At 66.4% G+C, this 18,056-nt stretch carries 14 protein-coding genes; all 14 read left to right on the forward strand.

The window, feature by feature from the left end:
* The 14 genes from AC6CR5_RS28000 (at nt 1) to AC6CR5_RS28065 (ending at nt 18,032) form a co-directional block, all read left to right on the forward strand.
* Complete coding sequence (locus tag AC6CR5_RS28000) at nt 1–930, forward strand: electron transfer flavoprotein subunit alpha/FixB family protein (RefSeq protein ID WP_020924585.1); 930 nt, start codon at nt 1–3, stop codon at nt 928–930.
* A 195-nt stretch (nt 931–1,125) separates the two neighbouring features.
* Nucleotides 1,126–2,817 carry an aspartate-alanine antiporter gene (gene aspT / locus AC6CR5_RS28005; RefSeq protein WP_020924584.1) on the forward strand — a complete coding sequence of 564 codons (1,692 nt, stop codon included), beginning with the start codon at nt 1,126–1,128 and terminating at the stop codon, nt 2,815–2,817.
* Between the two features lie 59 nt (nt 2,818–2,876).
* Nucleotides 2,877–4,691: a bifunctional aspartate transaminase/aspartate 4-decarboxylase gene (locus AC6CR5_RS28010; RefSeq protein ID WP_024068181.1), complete on the forward strand. Its 1,815-nt coding sequence runs from the start codon at nt 2,877–2,879 to the stop codon at nt 4,689–4,691.
* 37 nt (nt 4,692–4,728) lie between these two features.
* Nucleotides 4,729–6,432 carry an aspartate-alanine antiporter gene (aspT, locus tag AC6CR5_RS28015; protein ID WP_020924582.1) on the forward strand — a complete coding sequence of 568 codons (1,704 nt, stop codon included), beginning with the start codon at nt 4,729–4,731 and terminating at the stop codon, nt 6,430–6,432.
* 161 nt (nt 6,433–6,593) lie between these two features.
* Nucleotides 6,594–8,420: an acyl-CoA dehydrogenase gene (locus tag AC6CR5_RS28020; protein ID WP_498085099.1), complete on the forward strand. Its 1,827-nt coding sequence runs from the start codon at nt 6,594–6,596 to the stop codon at nt 8,418–8,420.
* A 153-nt stretch (nt 8,421–8,573) separates the two neighbouring features.
* On the forward strand, nt 8,574–9,215 hold the full coding sequence (locus AC6CR5_RS28025) for a peroxiredoxin (protein WP_020924580.1): 642 nt from the start codon (nt 8,574–8,576) through the stop codon (nt 9,213–9,215).
* Between the two features lie 226 nt (nt 9,216–9,441).
* Nucleotides 9,442–10,470 carry a sulfate ABC transporter substrate-binding protein gene (locus AC6CR5_RS28030; protein ID WP_045952804.1) on the forward strand — a complete coding sequence of 343 codons (1,029 nt, stop codon included), beginning with the start codon at nt 9,442–9,444 and terminating at the stop codon, nt 10,468–10,470.
* Nucleotides 10,471–10,494: 24 nt separating this feature from the next.
* Entirely contained in the window at nt 10,495–11,385 is an 891-nt protein-coding gene (gene cysT, locus AC6CR5_RS28035; RefSeq protein WP_047992265.1) for a sulfate ABC transporter permease subunit CysT, read from the forward strand.
* Nucleotides 11,382–12,281: a sulfate ABC transporter permease subunit CysW gene (cysW, locus tag AC6CR5_RS28040; RefSeq protein WP_006388285.1), complete on the forward strand. Its 900-nt coding sequence runs from the start codon at nt 11,382–11,384 to the stop codon at nt 12,279–12,281. The genes cysT and cysW overlap by 4 nt, the downstream gene beginning before the upstream one ends.
* 25 nt (nt 12,282–12,306) lie before the next feature.
* Nucleotides 12,307–13,371: a sulfate/molybdate ABC transporter ATP-binding protein gene (locus AC6CR5_RS28045; protein WP_026382784.1), complete on the forward strand. Its 1,065-nt coding sequence runs from the start codon at nt 12,307–12,309 to the stop codon at nt 13,369–13,371.
* Nucleotides 13,368–14,114 carry a phosphoadenylyl-sulfate reductase gene (locus tag AC6CR5_RS28050; protein ID WP_498085100.1) on the forward strand — a complete coding sequence of 249 codons (747 nt, stop codon included), beginning with the start codon at nt 13,368–13,370 and terminating at the stop codon, nt 14,112–14,114. Before AC6CR5_RS28045 ends, AC6CR5_RS28050 begins: the two co-directional genes overlap by 4 nt.
* 39 nt (nt 14,115–14,153) lie before the next feature.
* Nucleotides 14,154–15,062: a sulfate adenylyltransferase subunit CysD gene (gene cysD / locus AC6CR5_RS28055; RefSeq protein WP_006388288.1), complete on the forward strand. Its 909-nt coding sequence runs from the start codon at nt 14,154–14,156 to the stop codon at nt 15,060–15,062.
* Nucleotides 15,063–15,105: 43 nt separating this feature from the next.
* Nucleotides 15,106–16,404, forward strand: a complete 1,299-nt coding sequence (locus AC6CR5_RS28060; RefSeq protein ID WP_047992268.1) for a sulfate adenylyltransferase subunit 1 — start codon at nt 15,106–15,108, stop codon at nt 16,402–16,404.
* A 212-nt stretch (nt 16,405–16,616) separates the two neighbouring features.
* On the forward strand, nt 16,617–18,032 hold the full coding sequence (locus AC6CR5_RS28065; protein ID WP_047992269.1) for a PA0069 family radical SAM protein: 1,416 nt from the start codon (nt 16,617–16,619) through the stop codon (nt 18,030–18,032).
* Nucleotides 18,033–18,056 lie beyond the last annotated feature (24 nt).

Consider the following 18,056-nt stretch of genomic DNA (forward strand, 5'->3'; position numbering starts at 1 on the left):
ATGACGACGCTGGTTATTGCCGAACACGATAACGCCCAGCTCAAGGGCGCAACCCTGAACGCCGTCGCCGCCGCCGCCAAGATCGGAGGCGACGTCCACGTGCTGGTCGCCGGCGCCAATGCCCGCGCCGTGGCCGACCAGGCCGCGCAGGCGGCCGGCGTGGCCAAGGTGCTGCTGGCCGACGCGCCGCAGCTGGCCGACGGCCTGGCCGAGAACGTCGCCGCCCAGGTGCTGGCCGTGGCCTCGGGCTACAGCCACATCCTGTTCCCGGCCACTGCCTCGGGCAAGAACATCGCGCCGCGCGTTGCCGCCAAGCTCGACGTCGCCCAGATCTCCGACATCATCGGCGTGGAATCCGCCGATACCTTCCAGCGCCCGATCTACGCCGGCAACGCCATCGCCACCGTGCAATCGGCCGATCCGGTCAAGGTCATCACCGTGCGTACCACCGGCTTTGACGCCGTGGCCGCGCAGGGCGGCTCGGCCGCCGTGGAAGACGTTGCCGCCGTGGCCGATTCCGGCCTGTCGAGCTTTGTCGGCCGCGAAGTCGCCAAGAGCGACCGTCCGGAGCTGGCCGGCGCCCGCGTGGTCGTGTCCGGCGGCCGTGGCCTGGGCAGCGCCGAGAACTTCAAGATCCTGGATCCGCTGGCCGACAAGCTCGGCGCCGCCCTGGGCGCCTCGCGCGCCGCGGTCGACGCCGGCTACGCGCCCAACGATTGGCAGGTCGGCCAGACCGGCAAGATCGTCGCGCCGCAGTTGTACGTGGCCGTCGGTATCTCGGGCGCCATCCAGCATTTGGCCGGCATGAAGGATTCCAAGGTCATCGTCGCCATCAACAAGGATCCCGAAGCGCCGATTTTCGGCGTGGCCGATTATGGTCTGGTGGGCGATCTGTTCCAGGTGGTTCCCGAACTGACCGGCGCGCTGTAAGCCATCGCTTCATCGTTGTATCCGGGCCCGCGGACATTATGTCCGCGGGCTTTTTATTTGCCCGCCTGACAATCGAAACTATTTGCTATTTGCGGTGCAATTCTTTTGATCTTTGGAAAGATTCTGATAATGTATGCCGCGCGCAGATAGGATTCGCGCAAGTGCTTGGCCGGTACATAACGAAGGAGATTCGGGATGGAATGGTTATTTGACACTCTGCGGAAATACCCTGAACTGGCAATATTCCTTACCCTCGGGCTGGGGTATTGGATAGGCGCCAAGAAGATATTCGGATTCAACCTGGGGGCGGTGACCGGCACCTTGCTGGTCGGTGTGCTGGTCGGCCAGCTCAATATCACGATCGCCCCGATCGTCAAACAAGTCTTCTTCCTGCTGTTCCTGTTCGGCCTGGGTTATGGCGTCGGGCCGCAATTCTTTCGCGGCATGAAAAGCGATGGCCTGCCGCAGGTCATTTTCGCCGTGGTCATCTGCGTCATCTGCCTGCTGGTGACCTGGGGCACGGCCGTCGGTTTCGGTTTCGATGCCGGAACGGGGGCGGGCCTGCTGTCCGGCGCGCAGACCATTTCCGCGGTGATGGGCGTGGCTACCGACACCATTAACGGCCTGGGCATCGACGCGGCCACCAAGAAGAAATGGATCGACAGCATTCCGGTGGCGTATGCGGTCTGCTACATCTTCGGTACGGTCGGCAGCGCCTGGCTGCTGGCCTCGCTGGGCCCGAAACTGATGCGCGTGGACATCGTCAAGGAGTGCAAGGAGTACGAGGCCAAGATGTCCGGCGGCGCGGATTCGATGGAGCTGTCGGGCTACCGCAAGTTCATCTCTCGCGCCTACAAGCTCGATCATCCCGAATGGGTCGGCAAGACCGTGGGCGATGTCGAGTCGCGCTTCGTCGAGGCGCGCGTCTTCATCGAGCGCATCCGCCGCGGCGACCAGATCCTCGACACCGATTCCACCACCGTGCTGCAGGCCGGCGACGTCCTGGGCGTGGCTGGCCGGCATGACGCGCTGGTATTGCAGGCGGCCGGGATCATCGGCGCCGAAGTCGAGGACCGTGACCTGATCAACCTGCCCGCCGAGATCGTCGAGGTCGTGCTGACCAACAAGAACCTGGCGGGCAAGACCGTCAAGGAAATCGCCGAAATGGAGCAGGTGCGCGCACTGGGGCGTGGCGTGTTCCTGCGCAAAGTGGTTCGCGGCGGCCATGAGATGCCGATCAATTGGGGGCTCAAGCTCGATCGCGGCGACCGCCTGTTCATCCTTGGCGCCAAGCGCGATGTCGAGCGCGTGGTCGGCAAGGTGGGGTACGTGGACCGCGCCACCGAGCAGACCGACATGGTGTTCGTGGGCTTCGGCATCCTGCTGGGCGGGCTGTTCGGCACGCTGGTGCTGACCGTGGGCGGCATTCCGATCACACTGTCGACTTCGGGCGGCTCGCTGATCGCGGGGCTGATCTTCGGCTATCTGCGATCGGTGCATCCGACTTTTGGCCGGGTGCCGGAACCCGTGCACTGGTTCCTCACTTCGGTCGGCCTGACCGCCTTCGTGGCCGTGGTCGGAATCAGTTCGGGCCCCGGGTTCGTGCAGGGCTTCCAGCAACTGGGCGCCAAGCTTTTCATTGCGGGCATCATCGCCACCAGCGTGCCGATGATATTGGGGGTGTACATCGCCCGCTACGTCTTCAAGTTCCACCCGGCCATCGTCCTGGGGGTCTGCGCCGGGGCGCGCACCACCACGGCCGCCATCGGCCAGATCACCGAGACCGCGAAGAGCCAGGTGCCCGCTCTGGGCTACACCGTGCCCTACGCCATCGGCAATACCCTGCTCATCATCTGGGGCATTGTCATCGTCATGCTCATGACCTAGGGGCCGTTTCCGCCGAAGGCAATCTCGTCCGTCAATCGCAAACCAGGAGTAACTGAACAATGGCTTCCACCGCGCCTCTCACCGTCAGCCTGGCCTCGGCCCTGAAAACCACCCGCTCGCGCCAGCGCGACCTGGAGCAACTGTCGCCCTTTGAACTTAAGGATTATCTGATCACGCTGGCCAAGGACACCCAGCAGACGGCCGCGCTGACCATGTTGAACGCGGGCCGCGGCAATCCCAACTGGATTGCCACCGAACCGCGCGACGCCTTCTTCCTGCTGGGCCAGTTCGCCATGAAGGAAGCGCGCCGCGTGCGCGACGATGTGATCCTGGCGGGCATGCCGCCCAAGAAGGGCTGCGCCGATCGCCTGCGCAAGTTCCTGTCCAAGAACAAGGGCGCGGCGGGCGCGGACTTCCTGGCCGGGGTGCTTGAGTACGGCGTGAAGATCAAGAACTTCGTGCCCGACGAATGGATCCATGAGCTGACCGACAGCGTCATCGGCGACAACTACCCGGTGCCGCCGCGTGCCCTGGTGCACCTGGAGCAGGTGGTGCATGACTACCTGATCAAGGAAATGTGCGACGGCCGGCCGCCCAAGGGCAAGTTCGACCTGTTCCCGGTCGAGGGCGGCACGGCGGCCATGTGCTACATCTTCGATTCGCTCATGCAGAACGGGCTGCTCAAGCAGGGCGATACCATCGCGCTGTTCCTGCCGACCTTCACGCCCTACATCGAGATCGCGCACCTGGAGCGCTTCCAGTTCAAGATCGTCGCCATCAACGCCAGTAGCGTGCGCGCCGACGGCACCCACGACTGGCACTATCCGGCCTCGGAAATCGCCAAGCTCGAGAATCCGAAGATCAAGCTGGCGGTGACCGTCAACCCCAGCAATCCGCCGTCGGTGGCCTTCAGCCCGGTCGAGATGAAGCAGATCGTGGGACTGATCCGCAAGAATCCGGACCTGGTGCTGGTGACGGACGACGTGTACGGCACCTTCGTGCCGAACTTCCGCTCGCTGATGGCCGAAGTGCCGCACAACACCATCTGCGTGTATTCCTTCTCGAAGAACTTCGGCTGCACCGGCTGGCGCCTGGGCGTGATCGCGACCCATGAAAAGAACACCATGGACCGCCGCATCGCCGAACTGCCGGCATCGTGGAAGAACCGCCTGAACAAGCGCTATGGCGCCATGACCATGGAGCCCGAGAAGCTCAAGTTCATCGACCGCATGGTGGCCGACAGCCGCAACGTGGCGCTGAACCACACCGCCGGCCTGTCGCTGCCGCAACAGGTGCAGATGGGCTTTTTCGCCCTGTCGCACCTGCTGGACCTGAAGGACGCGTACAAGCACCTGACCATGCAGATCGTGCGGGCGCGGCGCGATGCGCTGTGGCGCGGGCTGGGCGTGCCGTTGCCGCCCGAGGACCCGATGCGCGGCTGGTACTACGTCGAGCTGGACTTCATGGTGTGGGCCAAGAACACCTACGGCGATGCCTTCTGCAAATACATGACGTCGAACTACGAACCGGTCGACTTCCTGTTCCGCCTGGCCGAGAAATCCGGCGTGGTGTTGATGGACGGCGGCGGTTTCGGCGGCCCGCCGTGGTCGATCCGCATTTCGCTGGCCAACCTGGATGATGGCGACTATTCCAAGATCGGCAAGCACATGGTCGACGCCGCCACGGAATACGTCGAGGCCTGGAAGGCCGGCCAACTGGTGCGTTCGGGTCCGACCGCCGGCAAGGGCCAGAAGGTCAAGCCCGCCGCCGCCAAGCGCAAGGCCGCCGGCAAGCAAGCCGCCAAGAAGGCGGTGAAGCAGGCGGTCAAGAAGGCCGCCAAGGCCGAGCGCTCGGCCACCAAAGGGGCGAAGTAGCCGCCATCGTCCGCCAGATCCAGGGTGACATGACCTCATGACGTGCTCAGTCGGGTTTTTCAATAATGTTCCCATCGCGGTGCTGTTCCTGACGGTGGGGTTGGGATACCTGATCGGCAAGCTCAAGATCGGGCCGATCCAGCTGGGGGGCGTGTGCGGCACGCTCATCGTTGCCCTGCTGATCGGCCAGACCGGCTGCCAGATGCGCGGCGATCTGAAGGAGGTCGCGTTCGCCCTGTTCATCTTCGCCATGGGCTATTCGGGCGGACCGCAGTTCTTCGCCAACCTGAACCGGTCCAGCCTGCGCTACATCGTGCTGCCCATCATCGAGGCGCTGCTGGTGCTGACCATCGTGCTGCTGGCGGTGCCGCTGTTCGGGCTGGACGCGGGCACGGCGGCTGGACTGGCTGCGGGGGCGGCAACCGAGTCGGCCGTGGTCGGGACCGCGGCGGAGGCGCTCAAGCACCTGGGCCTGGCCGACGCCGACGTGCAGCGCATGGAGGCCAATATCGCCACCGCCTACACGCTGACCTACCTGGTGGGCCTGATCAGCATCGTGTTCTTCACCAGCCAGGTGGCGCCCGCCCTGTTGCGCATCAACCTGCGCGAGGCCTCCAAAGCGCTTGAGGAAAAACTGGGCGGGGGGCCGGGCGAGACCGACGAGAACCTGCTGCCGACCCTGCCGCGGCTGGTGGGCCGCTCGCACGTGGTCAAGGACGCGGACGGCAGGACGGTGGGCGAGGTCGAAGCCGAATTGGGCGGACGCACCGCCATCAGCCGCATCCTGCGCAATGGCGAGGCGATCGAGCCCACGCCTGAGGACCGGCTGGCCACCGGCGATATCGTCGTCGTGCTGGGTCTGCGCCGCTTTGCGCTGCGGGCCGGCTCGGTCGTCGGGCCGGAAATCCAGTTGCCGGAGGCGCATGCCGATGACCTGCAGCTGGCCGAGCTGCAGGTCATCGTCAACAGGAAGACGGTCAATGGCCGCACCCTGGGTGAATTGGCCAAGGGGCCGCGCGCGCAGCGGGCCCGGGGCGTGTTCCTGCAGTCGATCCAGCGGTCCGGCCATATGCTGCCGCTCACGCCTGCCACCGTGGTGCAGTATGGCGACCTGGTGACGCTGGTGGGCGCGGAGCCCGAGCTGTCGCAGGCAGGCGCGGGGCTGGGCAACGAACTGCGGCGCAGCGGCGTTACCGACCTGGTGTTCCTGGCCTTCGGCATTCTCGCGGGCCTGATGATCGGCGCGCTGGGGGCACGCCTCTGGGGCATTCCGGTGTCGCTGGGCAGCGGCGGCGGCGCTCTGGTGAGCGGCCTGGTGTGCGGTTGGATCAACGCCAAGCGACCCGCATTGGGGCACATGCCGGACCAGGCGGTGCAATTGCTCAAGGATCTGGGCCTGGCGGTGTTCGTCGCCTGCGTCGGCCTGTCGGCCGGGCCGGAGGCGGTGGCGCTGATCCGCGAGCATGGCGCGGTGCTGCCGCTGATCGGCCTGCTGGTATCGCTCGGGCCGGCCTGCCTGTCGCTGTGGGTCGGACACAAGCTGCTCAAGATAGAGGGGCCGCTGCTGGTCGGCGCCATCGCGGGCCAGCACGTCAGCACTCCGGCGATCAGCGCCATCCTGGGGGCCAGCGGCAGCGCGGTGCCGCTGTTGGGTTACACGGTGACCTACGCCATCGCCAACGTGCTGCTGCCGGTGCTGGGGCCGATCATCGTGTCGCTGGCGCATCACCTCGGTGGATGAGGCCGGCAGGGCGCGTCGCGCCATGAGGCGGAGCGAGGGTTTAACATAGGCTAGGGAAACTACCGAGACCGCCAGCGACCGCGCCATGCCTGTCGCCCAAGGCGGCATCCCATCGCACCCCGCCGCACCCGCCGTCACGGGCGCAGGCTCATGGAGACAAGATGCCCTACCTTACCCCGCTGCAGGATTTCCGCTTCGCGCTGAAGGAACTGGCCGGCCTGGACGACGTCCTCAAGCTGCCCGGATTCGAAGAGGTGACGCCCGATCTGGTGGACGCCATCCTGGAAGAAAACGGCCGATTCGTCGAGCAGGCAATCGCGCCGCTGAACGTGCCCGGCGATACGCGCCCGCCGGTCTGGAACGATGGCCAGGTCACCGCCACGCCGGGCTACGCGCAGGGCTTCAAGGACTACGCGGCTGGCGGCTGGCAGGGGCTGCAGCATCCGCAGGCCTGGGGCGGGCAGGGCCTGCCCAAGCTGGTGGCGGCCGCGCCGGGCGAGAACATCCAGGCAGCCAGCCTGGCGTTCTCGCTGTGCCCGATGCTGACCGACGGCGTGATCGAGGCCATCCTCACCGTCGGCTCGGAAGAACAGCGCAAGAAGTTCGTGCCCAATCTCATCGGCGGCAAATGGACCGGCACCATGAACCTGACCGAGCCGCAGGCCGGCTCGGACCTGGCCCAGGTCGCCACCCGCGCGGTGCGCCAGGAAGACGGCAGCTACCGCCTGTCGGGCCAGAAGATCTTCATTACCTACGGCGAGCACGATCTGGCCGAGAACATCATCCACCTGGTGCTGGCGCGCACGCCGGACGCGCCGCCCGGGGTGAAAGGCATCTCGCTGTTCATCGTGCCGAAGTTCCTGGTCGAGGCCGATGGCTCCCTGGGGCCGCGCAACGATGTCTGGTGCGCGTCGCTGGAGCACAAGCTGGGCATCCATGGCAGTCCCACGGCCGTGCTGCTGTACGGTTCGGGCAAGGGCGAGGCGGGCGAGGGCGCGGTTGGCTACCTGGTGGGCGAGTTGAATCGCGGCCTGGAATACATGTTCATCATGATGAACGCGGCCCGCTATTCGGTCGGGCAGCAGGGCATCGGCGTGTCCGAGCGGGCATACCAGCACGCGCTGGCCTATGCGCGCGAACGGGTGCAGGGCAGGGCGGTGGAAGGTTCCTCCGGGGCGGTCGCGATCGCGCGCCATCCGGACGTACAACGCATGCTGCTGACCATGAAGGCGCTCACGGAGGCGGCGCGCGCCGTGTCGTACGTGACCGCCGCCGCGCACGACAAGGGCACGCATCACCCGGATCCCGAGCAGCGCGCCCGCAACCGCGCCTTCTACGAATACATGGTGCCCATCGTCAAGGGCTTCTCGACTGAATCGGCGGTGGAGGTAGCCTCGCTCGGCATCCAGGTGCATGGGGGCATGGGCTATATCGAGGAGACCGGGGCCGCGCAGTATTACCGTGACGCGCGCATCTTGCCGATCTACGAGGGCACCACCGCGATCCAGGCCAATGACCTGGTCAGCCGCAAGACGCAGCGCGATGGCGGCGCCACCGCCTACGCCGCCATCTCGGCCATGCGCGAGACCTTGCGGGCGGTCGAGGCCGAGTCCTCGCGCGCCGCGGCGTCCGAGCGCGACGGCCTGCGCCTGCTGCGCGACAACCTCGACAGCGCCATCCAGGCCTATGAGTCGGGCGTGGAATTCATCCTTGAACAATCCGCGGCGAATATCCGGGCGGTATACGCCAGCAGCGTGCCGTACCTGATGCTGGCCGGCGTGGTGCATGGCGGCTGGCAGATGGCGCGCGCCGTGCTGGCGTGCCGCCGGCACCTGGCGGCGGGATCGACCGATCCGTTCCATCGCGAGAAGCTGGCGACCGGATTGTTCTACGCCGCCCACATTCTGCCGCGCGCCCTGGCGCTGTCGGCGGCGGTGCGCGCCGGCGTGGTGGCGGACGCCTGCGGCGCCGCCGCGAATATTGCATAAGGTTATATGTCTTGCGTATTTCCCCTGCAACAGGTTTGATGGAAGAATCGTTTTGGAGGGCGGCACAGGCCGCCGCCGAAACGTTTTTCCAGCCGGCCGCCGGACAGGGCGGCCGGTCGATTCCGCAACCCGAGTCCGCAAGCAGGAGACACCATGAGCCATCTACGCCTGGGCGACACCGCGCCCGATTTCGAGCAGGAATCCTCCGCCGGCCCGATCCGTTTCCATGAGTATCTGGGCAATAGCTGGGGCGTGCTGTTCTCGCATCCGGCCGACTTCACGCCCGTCTGCACCACCGAACTGGGCTACACCGCCAAGCTGGCCGACGAATTCGCCAAGCGCAACGTGAAAGTGCTGGCGCTGTCGGTGGACGGCGCCGACTCGCACACCAAGTGGATCGAGGACATCAACGACACCCAGTCGACCAAGGTCAATTTCCCGATCCTGGCCGACAAGGACCGCAAGGTGTCCGAGCTGTACGACATGATCCACCCCAACGCCAACGCCACGCTGACGGTGCGCTCGGTCTTCATCATCGACCCGAACAAGAAGGTGCGCCTGATCATCACGTACCCCGCCAGCACCGGCCGCAACTTCAACGAGATCCTGCGCGTCATCGACTCGCTGCAGCTTACCGACAGCCACAGCGTGGCCACGCCGGTCAACTGGGAAGATGGCGACGACGTCATCATCGTGCCGTCGCTGCAGGACGAAGCCGTGATCAAGCAGAAGTTCCCCAAGGGCTACAAGGCGGTGCGTCCATACCTGCGCATTACGCCCCAGCCGAATAAGTAAATAAGAAATCCGTTTATGGGGCGGCCAGCGCCGCCCGTCCGGACGGCGCCCGAAAAAGCGCCAGCAAAGCCGCGTATTCCCTGGGAATGCGCGGCTTTTTCACGCCTTGCGGCGGGCGCGCTATATGCCTGGAAGCGATGAGCAATCAAAGAATGATTCGTTCCGTTCAGAACAGGCCGCCGGCACACTTGCTTCCACATTGCCAAACACGCGAAGGGAGCAAGGAATGTCTTTCAGGAAAGCCGGATGGTTGGCCGCCTTGGCCGCAGTGACGATGTCTCTTGCCGCGATCGCGCCGGCGCAGGCGCAGCAGAAGCAGACGCTGTTGAACGTGTCCTATGATCCGACGCGCGAGCTGTACCGCGCCATCGACGACGCCTTCATCAAGCAATACAAGGAAAAGGCCAACGTCGACCTGACCATCCGCCAGTCGCACGGCGGTTCCGGCCGCCAGGCGCGCTCGGTCATCGACGGCCTGGAAGCCGACGTGGTGACGCTGGCGCTGGCCTACGACATCGATGCCATCGCCGACCGCGGCCTCCTGCCCGAAAACTGGCAGGCGCGCCTGCCGCAGAACAGCTCGCCCTACACCTCGACCATCGTGTTCCTGGTGCGCAAGGGCAATCCCAAGCACATCAAGGACTGGGACGACCTGGTCAAGGACGGCGTACAGGTGATCACGCCCAACCCCAAGACCTCGGGCGGCGCCCGCTGGAACTACTTGGCTGCCTGGGCCTACGCGCTGGAAAAGAACGGCGGCAGCGAAGACAAGGCGCGCGCCTACGTCGGCGACCTGCTCAAGCACGTGCCGGTGCTGGATACCGGCGCCCGCGGCGCCACCACCACCTTCGTCGAACGCGGCGTCGGCGACGTGCTGCTGGCGTGGGAGAACGAGGCCTTCCTGGCGCTGGAAGAATTGGGTCCGGACAAGTTCGACATCGTGGTGCCGTCGCTGTCGATCCTGGCCGAGCCGCCCGTGGCCATCGTCGACAAGATCGTCGACAAGAAGGGCACCCGCGCCGCGGCCCAGGCCTACCTGGAATTCCTCTACACCCCGGCGGCCCAGGAAATCATCGCCAAGAACTACTACCGGCCGATCGACAAGACCGTGGCCGCCAAGTACGAAAGCAAGTTCCCCAAGGTCAAGCTGGTGACCATCGACGACAAGATCTTCGGCGGCTGGCGCAAGGCGCAGAAGGACCACTTCAGCGACGGCGGCACCTTCGACCAGATCTACCAGCCGCAGAAGAAGTAAGCGGACAAGCAGCGGACGACGGCCATGACTTCAGCCTCGATTCCGACGGCAAAGGGCGCGCGGGCGCCTTTTGCCGTTCGGCGCAACAGCCCGGGCGTGCTGCCCGGTTTCGGCATTTCCATGGGCTACGCGGTGCTGTACCTGAGCGTGCTCGTGTTGATTCCCCTGGCGGCGCTGCCGATCAAGAGCGCCTCGCTGGGCTGGCAGGGCTTCTGGGACGCGGTGACGGCGCCACGGGTGCTGGCGTCGTATCAGCTCACCTTCGGCGCCTCGCTGCTGGCGGCGCTGGTGAACCTGGTGTTCGGCACCATCGTGGCCTGGGTGCTGGTGCGCTACCGCTTTCCGGGCAAGAAGATCCTGGACGCGCTGGTGGACCTGCCGTTCGCGCTGCCCACCGCCGTGGCCGGCATCGCCCTGACCGCGCTGTACGCGGAAAAGGGCTGGCTGGGCGCGCCGCTGGCGAACTGGTTCGGCCTGAAGGTCGCGTTCACGCCGCTGGGCATCGTGATCGCGCTGATTTTCATCGGCGTGCCGTTCGTGGTGCGCACGGTGCAGCCGGTGCTGGAAGACATCGAGCGTGAAATCGAGGAGGCCGCCGCCAGCCTCGGCGCGGACCGCTGGCAGACGATCCGCCGCGTGCTGCTGCCGAGCCTGGTGCCGGCGCTGATGACCGGCTTCGCGCTGGCGTTCGCCCGCGCGGTGGGCGAGTACGGTTCGGTGGTCTTCATTGCCGGCAACATGCCGATGGTGTCCGAGATCACGCCGCTGCTGATCATCGCCAAGCTGGAGCAGTTCGACTATGCCGGCGCCGCCGCCATCGCCACCGTGATGCTGGTGCTGTCGTTCGTGCTGCTTTTCGTCATCAATCTGCTGCAGGGCTGGCAGGCCCGTCGTGGCCTCGGGAGACAGGCATGAGCTTTGTTGACCGTCCCGCCCACCTGACCGAGCCGCGCTGGGTGCGCGGCATCCTGCTGTTCCTGGCGCTGGGTTTTCTGGCACTGTTCCTGCTGGTGCCGCTGGCCGCGGTGTTCTACGAGGCTTTCCGCAAGGGCTGGCAGCTGTACCTGGAGGCCATTGTCGAGCCCGATGCGCTGGCCGCGATCCGCCTGACGCTGGTGGTGGCGGCGATCGCGCTGCCGGTCAACCTGGTGTTCGGCGTGGCCGCCGCCTGGGCCATCACCAAGTTCCAGTTCCGCGGCAAGCAGTTCCTGATCACGCTGATCGACCTGCCGTTCTCGGTGTCGCCGGTGGTGGCCGGCCTGGTGTTCGTGCTGCTGTTCGGCACGCAGGGCTGGTTCGGCGACTGGCTGCAGGCGCACGACCTGAAGATCGTCTATGCCGTGCCGGGCATCATCCTGGCCTCGCTGTTCGTGACCTTCCCCTTCGTCGCGCGCGAGCTGATCCCCCTGATGCAGGCGCAGGGCAGCGAGGAAGAGCAGGCCGCGCTGACGCTGGGCGCGAGCGGCTGGCAGATCTTCTGGCGCGTGACGCTGCCCAACATCAAGTGGGGCCTGCTGTACGGCGCCATTCTCTGCAATGCGCGCGCCATGGGCGAGTTCGGCGCGGTCTCGGTGGTGTCGGGCCAGATCCGCGGCCTGACCAACACCATGACCCTGCACGTGGAGATTCTCTACAACGAATACCAGTATTCGGCGGCGTTCGCGGTGGCCTCGCTGCTGGCGCTGCTGGCGTTGGTGACGCTGGTGGCCAAGAACGTGATCGAGTGGCGCAACGCGCGCTACCTGAAGGCGGCGGAGCTGCCGGTCGAGTATCCCGGGCCCGCGACGGCCATCAAGCCGGCCGTCGCCTGACGCGGCCGGCCAGACGGAGACAAGCATGAGTATCGAAGTACGCAATCTTTCCAAGCGCTTCGGCCAGTTCCGGGCGCTCAACGACGTTTCGCTGCACATCGAGACGGGCGAGCTGGTGGCGCTGCTGGGGCCTTCGGGCTGTGGCAAGACCACGCTGCTGCGCATCATCGCCGGGCTGGAGTCGGCCGACACGGGCAGCGTGCTGTTCGCCGGCGAGGACGCCACCGCGGTGGACGTGCGCCAGCGCCAGGTCGGCTTCGTGTTCCAGCACTACGCGCTGTTCAAGCACATGACGGTGTTCGAGAACGTCGCCTTCGGGTTGCGCGTCAAGCACCGTTCGCAGCGGCCGCCGGAAGAGCAGATCCGGCGCAAGGTGCATGACCTGCTCAATCTGGTGCAACTGGACTGGCTGGCGGACCGCTACCCGGCGCAGCTGTCGGGCGGCCAGCGCCAGCGCATCGCCCTGGCGCGCGCGTTGGCGGTGGAGCCACGCGTGCTGTTGCTGGACGAGCCTTTCGGCGCGCTCGATGCCAAGGTGCGCAAGGAACTGCGGCGCTGGCTGCGCCGCCTGCACGACGAGCTGAACGTGGCCAGCGTGTTCGTCACGCACGACCAGGAAGAGGCGTTGGAGGTGGCCGACCGCGTGGTGCTGATGAATGCCGGCAAGATCGAACAGGTCGGCACGCCGCGCGAAGTCTGGGAAGGGCCGGCCACGCCCTTCGTCTATGGCTTTCTGGGCGACGTCAACCAGTTGCAGGGCGTGGCCAGCCGCGGCGTCTGGGAAGGGGTGGGCCTGTCGTTGCCGGCGCCCGAACTGGCGCAGGCCGAGGCGCAGCGCGCCACCGCCTATGTGCGGCCGCACGAATTCGACATCGAGCGCTATCGGGCCGGCGCCGCCGGCATTCCGGTGCGCCTGTCCCATGCCTACCTGGCCGGCCCCAGTGCCTACCTGGAACTGGCCAGCGAGGATTCCGACGCCGTCATCGAGGCCGAGGTGCCCGAGCACCTGTACCGGGAGCTCGGCCTGCGCGATGGCGACGTGCTGCTGGCCCGCCCGCGCCGCGCCCGTATCTTCGCGGTGCAAGCATGACGGCGGCCGCACTCGATACCGGCCTGGAGCCGGTCCTGGCAGCACGCTGGGACGAACTGCAGGCGCGGCTGGCCGACATCCAGCGGCGCTATCCCGATGCGGCACTGGCGTCGTCGCTGGCGGCCGAGGACATGGTGTTGACGCACGCCATCTACAGCGCCGGCCTGAGCCTGGAAGTCTTCACGCTCGACACCGGCCGGCTGCACGCGGAAACGCTGGGTGTGCTGGACGCGGTGCGCGAGCGCTATGGGCGCGAGGTCACCGTGTACCGGCCCGACGGCGACGCGGTCGAACGCCACGTGGCCGAGCATGGCGCCTATGCCTTCTACGAAAGCGTCGAACTGCGCAAGGCCTGTTGCCAAATGCGCAAGGTCGAGCCGCTCAAGCGCGCGTTGGCCGGGCGCGGCGCCTGGATCACCGGGCAGCGGCGGGCACAGTCGGCCACGCGCGGCGAGCTGCACCTGGAAGAAGACGACGCCACTTTCGGGCTCTACAAGTTCAACCCGCTGGCCGAATGGAGCGAAGCGGACGTCTGGGGCGTGATCCGCGCCCTCGGCATTCCGTACAACCCGCTACACGACCAGGGCTATCCGTCCATCGGCTGCGAACCCTGTACCCGCGCCATCCGCCCGGGCGAAGACCTGCGCGCGGGGCGCTGGTGGTGGGAGTCGTCGGATTCCAAGGAATGCGGCCTGCACGCAGGCAACCGGGTCATCGGCATCGTCGCGGCTCCCCGCGACTGACGCCGCCACCCATCAGAAATCCGTTTTAGGGGAATGTTCATGTCCGCAGTGATCCAACGCAGCCACCTGGACTGGCTGGAATCCGAAGCCATCTTCATCCTGCGCGAGGTGGCCGCCGAAAGCGAGAAACCCGTGCTGCTGTTTTCGGGCGGCAAGGACTCGGTGGTGCTGTTGCGCCTGGCCGAAAAGGCCTTCCGCCCGGGACGCTTTCCGTTCCCGCTGATGCACATCGACACCGGCCACAACTTCGACGAGGTCATTGCCTTTCGCGACGCCCGCGCCGCCGAGCTGGGCGAGACCCTGATCGTGCGCAGCGTGGAAGACTCGATCAAGCGCGGCAGCGTGGTGCTGCGGCGCGAGACCGATTCGCGCAACGCGGCGCAGGCCGTGACGCTGCTGGAGGCGATCGAGGAATTCGGCTTCGACGCCTGCATCGGCGGCGCCCGCCGCGACGAGGAAAAGGCGCGCGCCAAGGAGCGCATCTTCTCGTTCCGCGACGAGTTCGGCCAGTGGGACCCCAAGGCCCAGCGCCCGGAACTGTGGAACCTGTTCAACACCAAGGTGCACCGCGGCGAGAACATGCGGGTATTTCCGATCTCCAACTGGACCGAGCTGGACGTCTGGCAGTACATCCAGCGCGAACGGCTGGCGCTGCCGTCGATCTACTTCAGCCACCAGCGCGAGGTGGTGCGGCGCAAGGGCCTGTTGGTGCCGGTGACGCGCCTGACGCCGCCGCAGGACGGCGATACGGTCGAGCGCCTGTCGGTGCGTTTCCGCACGGTGGGCGACATTTCCTGCACCTGCCCGGTGGCCTCGGAGGCGGCCGATACCGCCGCCATCATCGCCGAGACCGCGGTCACCGACATCACCGAGCGCGGCGCCACGCGCATGGATGACCAGACTTCCGAGGCCTCGATGGAGCGCCGCAAGAAGGAAGGCTATTTCTGATTGCATGAGCGGCCGGCGCCAGCCCGGCCCACAGGGGACGCATATGAACGCAGTAAACGATTCTTTTCTTTCCGGCGCCGACACGGGCGTGCTGCGCCTGATCACCGCGGGGTCGGTCGACGACGGCAAATCAACGCTGATCGGCCGCCTGCTGTATGACAGCAAGGGCGTGTTCGCCGACCAGCTCGACGCCATCTCGCGCGCCAAGTACAAGCGCGTGGCCGAGGGCGCCATCGATTTTTCGCTGCTGACCGACGGCCTGGAAGCCGAGCGTGAGCAGGGCATCACGATCGACGTGGCCTACCGCTATTTCTCGACGCCGGCGCGCAAGTTCATCATCGCCGACGCGCCCGGCCACGAGCAGTACACCCGCAACATGGTCACCGGCGCGTCCACCGCCGACGTGGCGGTGATCCTGATCGACGCCACGCGCGCGGCCGACGGCAAGCTGCTGCCGCAGACCAAGCGCCATAGCACCATTGCGCGCCTGCTCGGCATCCGCCACATCGTGGTGGCGGTCAACAAGATGGACCTGGTGGACTGGGACCCCGCCGTGTTCGACCGCATCCGCGATGCCTACGCCGACCTGGCGGGCAAGCTCGGCATCGCGCACTTCGACGCGCTGCCGTTGTCGGCGCTGAACGGCGACAACGTGGTGACGTTGTCGGACAAGACGCCCTGGTACACGGGCCAGCCGCTGCTGACGCTGCTGGAATCGCTCGATCTGGCGGCCGATGGCCGCGCCGGGCCGCTGCGCTTTCCGGTGCAATGGGTGGCGCGCCACGACGGCAGCCTCAAGGATGATTTCCGCGGCTACGCGGGCCGCATTGCCAGCGGCGTGCTGCGTCCGGGTGACGAGATCGCGGTGCAGCCGTCGGGCGTGACCGCGCGCGTGCAGGAGGTGCGGCTGTTCGATCGCGCGCTGGATGAAGCGGTGGCGGGCGATTCGGTCACGCTGGTGCTCGACCGCGATGTCGACGTGTCGCGTGGCGACGTGATCGTGCATGCATCGGCGCCGGCGCAGGTGGCGCGCGAGTTCGAGGCCGAGCTGTGCTGGCTCGACGCGCAGGCGCTCAACCCGGCGCGCAAGTATTTGCTCAAGCACGGTACGCGCCTGACGTCGGCGAAGATCCGCGCGGTGCTCACGCATCGCGACATCCATGAATTGCAGGAAGTGGAGAACACCGAAGGCACGCTGCGCATGAACGACATCGGCCGCGTCACGTTCACCACGCGCGAGTCGTTGGCGATCGATCGATATGCGGATGTACCCGCCACCGGGGCATTCATCCTGATCGACGAAGCCACGCATCAGACCGCGGCGGCGGGCATGCTGCGGTAAACCGCAAGCCGGGGCGGAAACGCCTCGGCCGAGCTTGTTTCTATGGTGTTGTTTTTATTCCAAACCCAAAGCTGGCGCGGGTTTCCGGGCGATATCGCAAGATGAAATCGAATTCTCCGGACGCCGTCTTCGTCTTGCGGTAAAGTGGGGCTGTCTTACGGAAAGGCTTTTGGTGCTTGTCAAAACCACTGTGTTTTTGTACAGTAGTTTTCATGGCACGCACCGATCATTCTTTTCCCGCCGGTTCTGGGTCCCCGGCTGCCGCCCCCGCCGCCTTGCGCGGTCGGGGTGCGGTTACTAATGTTCGGCATCGCTTCCAGAAAGATGACCGCGTGCAGGTCGACGATGGCTGGTCCGCTTCGGGCCTCCCGGTAGATTTCGTCGACGCTGTCCCCAATAATTCTCCCGATGGCGCGTCCGACACGCTCGGCCTGGTAGACCAGGCCGATGCCGCCGTTACGCCTGCGGCCGCCGTCATCCCCATCCTGCCCGACGACCGCCGGGCACCCGCCGCGCCCAAGACCACCGTCACGGCCGAAGAGGCTCGCAAGATCCTGTCGCGCAACGATTCGCCCGATATCCCCTTCGACGTCGCCGTCAATCCCTACCGTGGCTGCGAGCATGGCTGCGTCTATTGCTATGCCCGCCCGACCCATTCCTACCTGGGCTACTCCCCCGGCCTCGACTTCGAGACGCGGCTGGTGGCCAAGGCCAACGCGGTAGAGGCGCTGCGGGCGGAAATCAGCCGCCCGGGTTACAAGCCGTCGCCCATCAACATCGGGTCGGCCACCGACGCCTACCAGCCCATCGAGCGCGACTGGCGCCTGACGCGCGGCATGCTCGAGCTGATGCTCGAAACCCGCCACCCAGTCACCATCGTCACCAAGAACGCCCTGGTGGCGCGCGACCTCGACCTCCTGGCGGCGTTGGCCGAACAGAACCTGGTGGTCGTCTACATGAGCATCACCACGCTCGACGCCGGCATGGCCCGCACGCTGGAGCCGCGCGCCGCGGCCCCCTGGCGCCGCCTGGAGGCCGTGCGCAACCTCACCGCCGCCGGGGTGCCGGTCGGCGTGCTGGTGGCGCCCGTGATCCCGTTCATCAACGATGACGCCATGGAACACATCCTGCAGGAATCGAAGGCGGCGGGCGCGCACTACGCCAGCTACACCGTCATCCGCCTGCCCTGGGAAGTCAAAACCCTGTTCGAGGACTGGCTCAACGCCCATTACCCCGACCGCGCCCAGCGCGTGCTGCACCGCATCGAAGACCTGCGCAACGGCCGCCGCAACGATCCCAACTTCGGTTCGCGCATGCGCGGCACCGGCATCTGGGCCGACCTGCTGCGCCAGCGCTTTGCCGTGGCCACCCGCAAGCTGGGCCTGAACCGCCATCGCCTGGCGCTCGACTGCGACCGCTTCCAGCCGCCTGCGCCGGTTGGCGCATCCGCCGCCTTGTTCGGCCCGGGCGCCAATATGGCTGATATCCCCGTTTTTCCATCCCCGGCTGGCGCGAAAGCGTCTTCAGGGGTCCCTTTTGCCAGTGCCGCGCCGGCGGCCGGCGCCTACGGGCGCGGTGCGCGCCAGTTGCGCGCCATGGTCGCCGGCCAGCTGTCGTTGTTCGACTGACCCGCGGCTTGCCCGGGTTGCCGC

The organism is Achromobacter sp. EG18 (genome assembly GCF_059759395.1).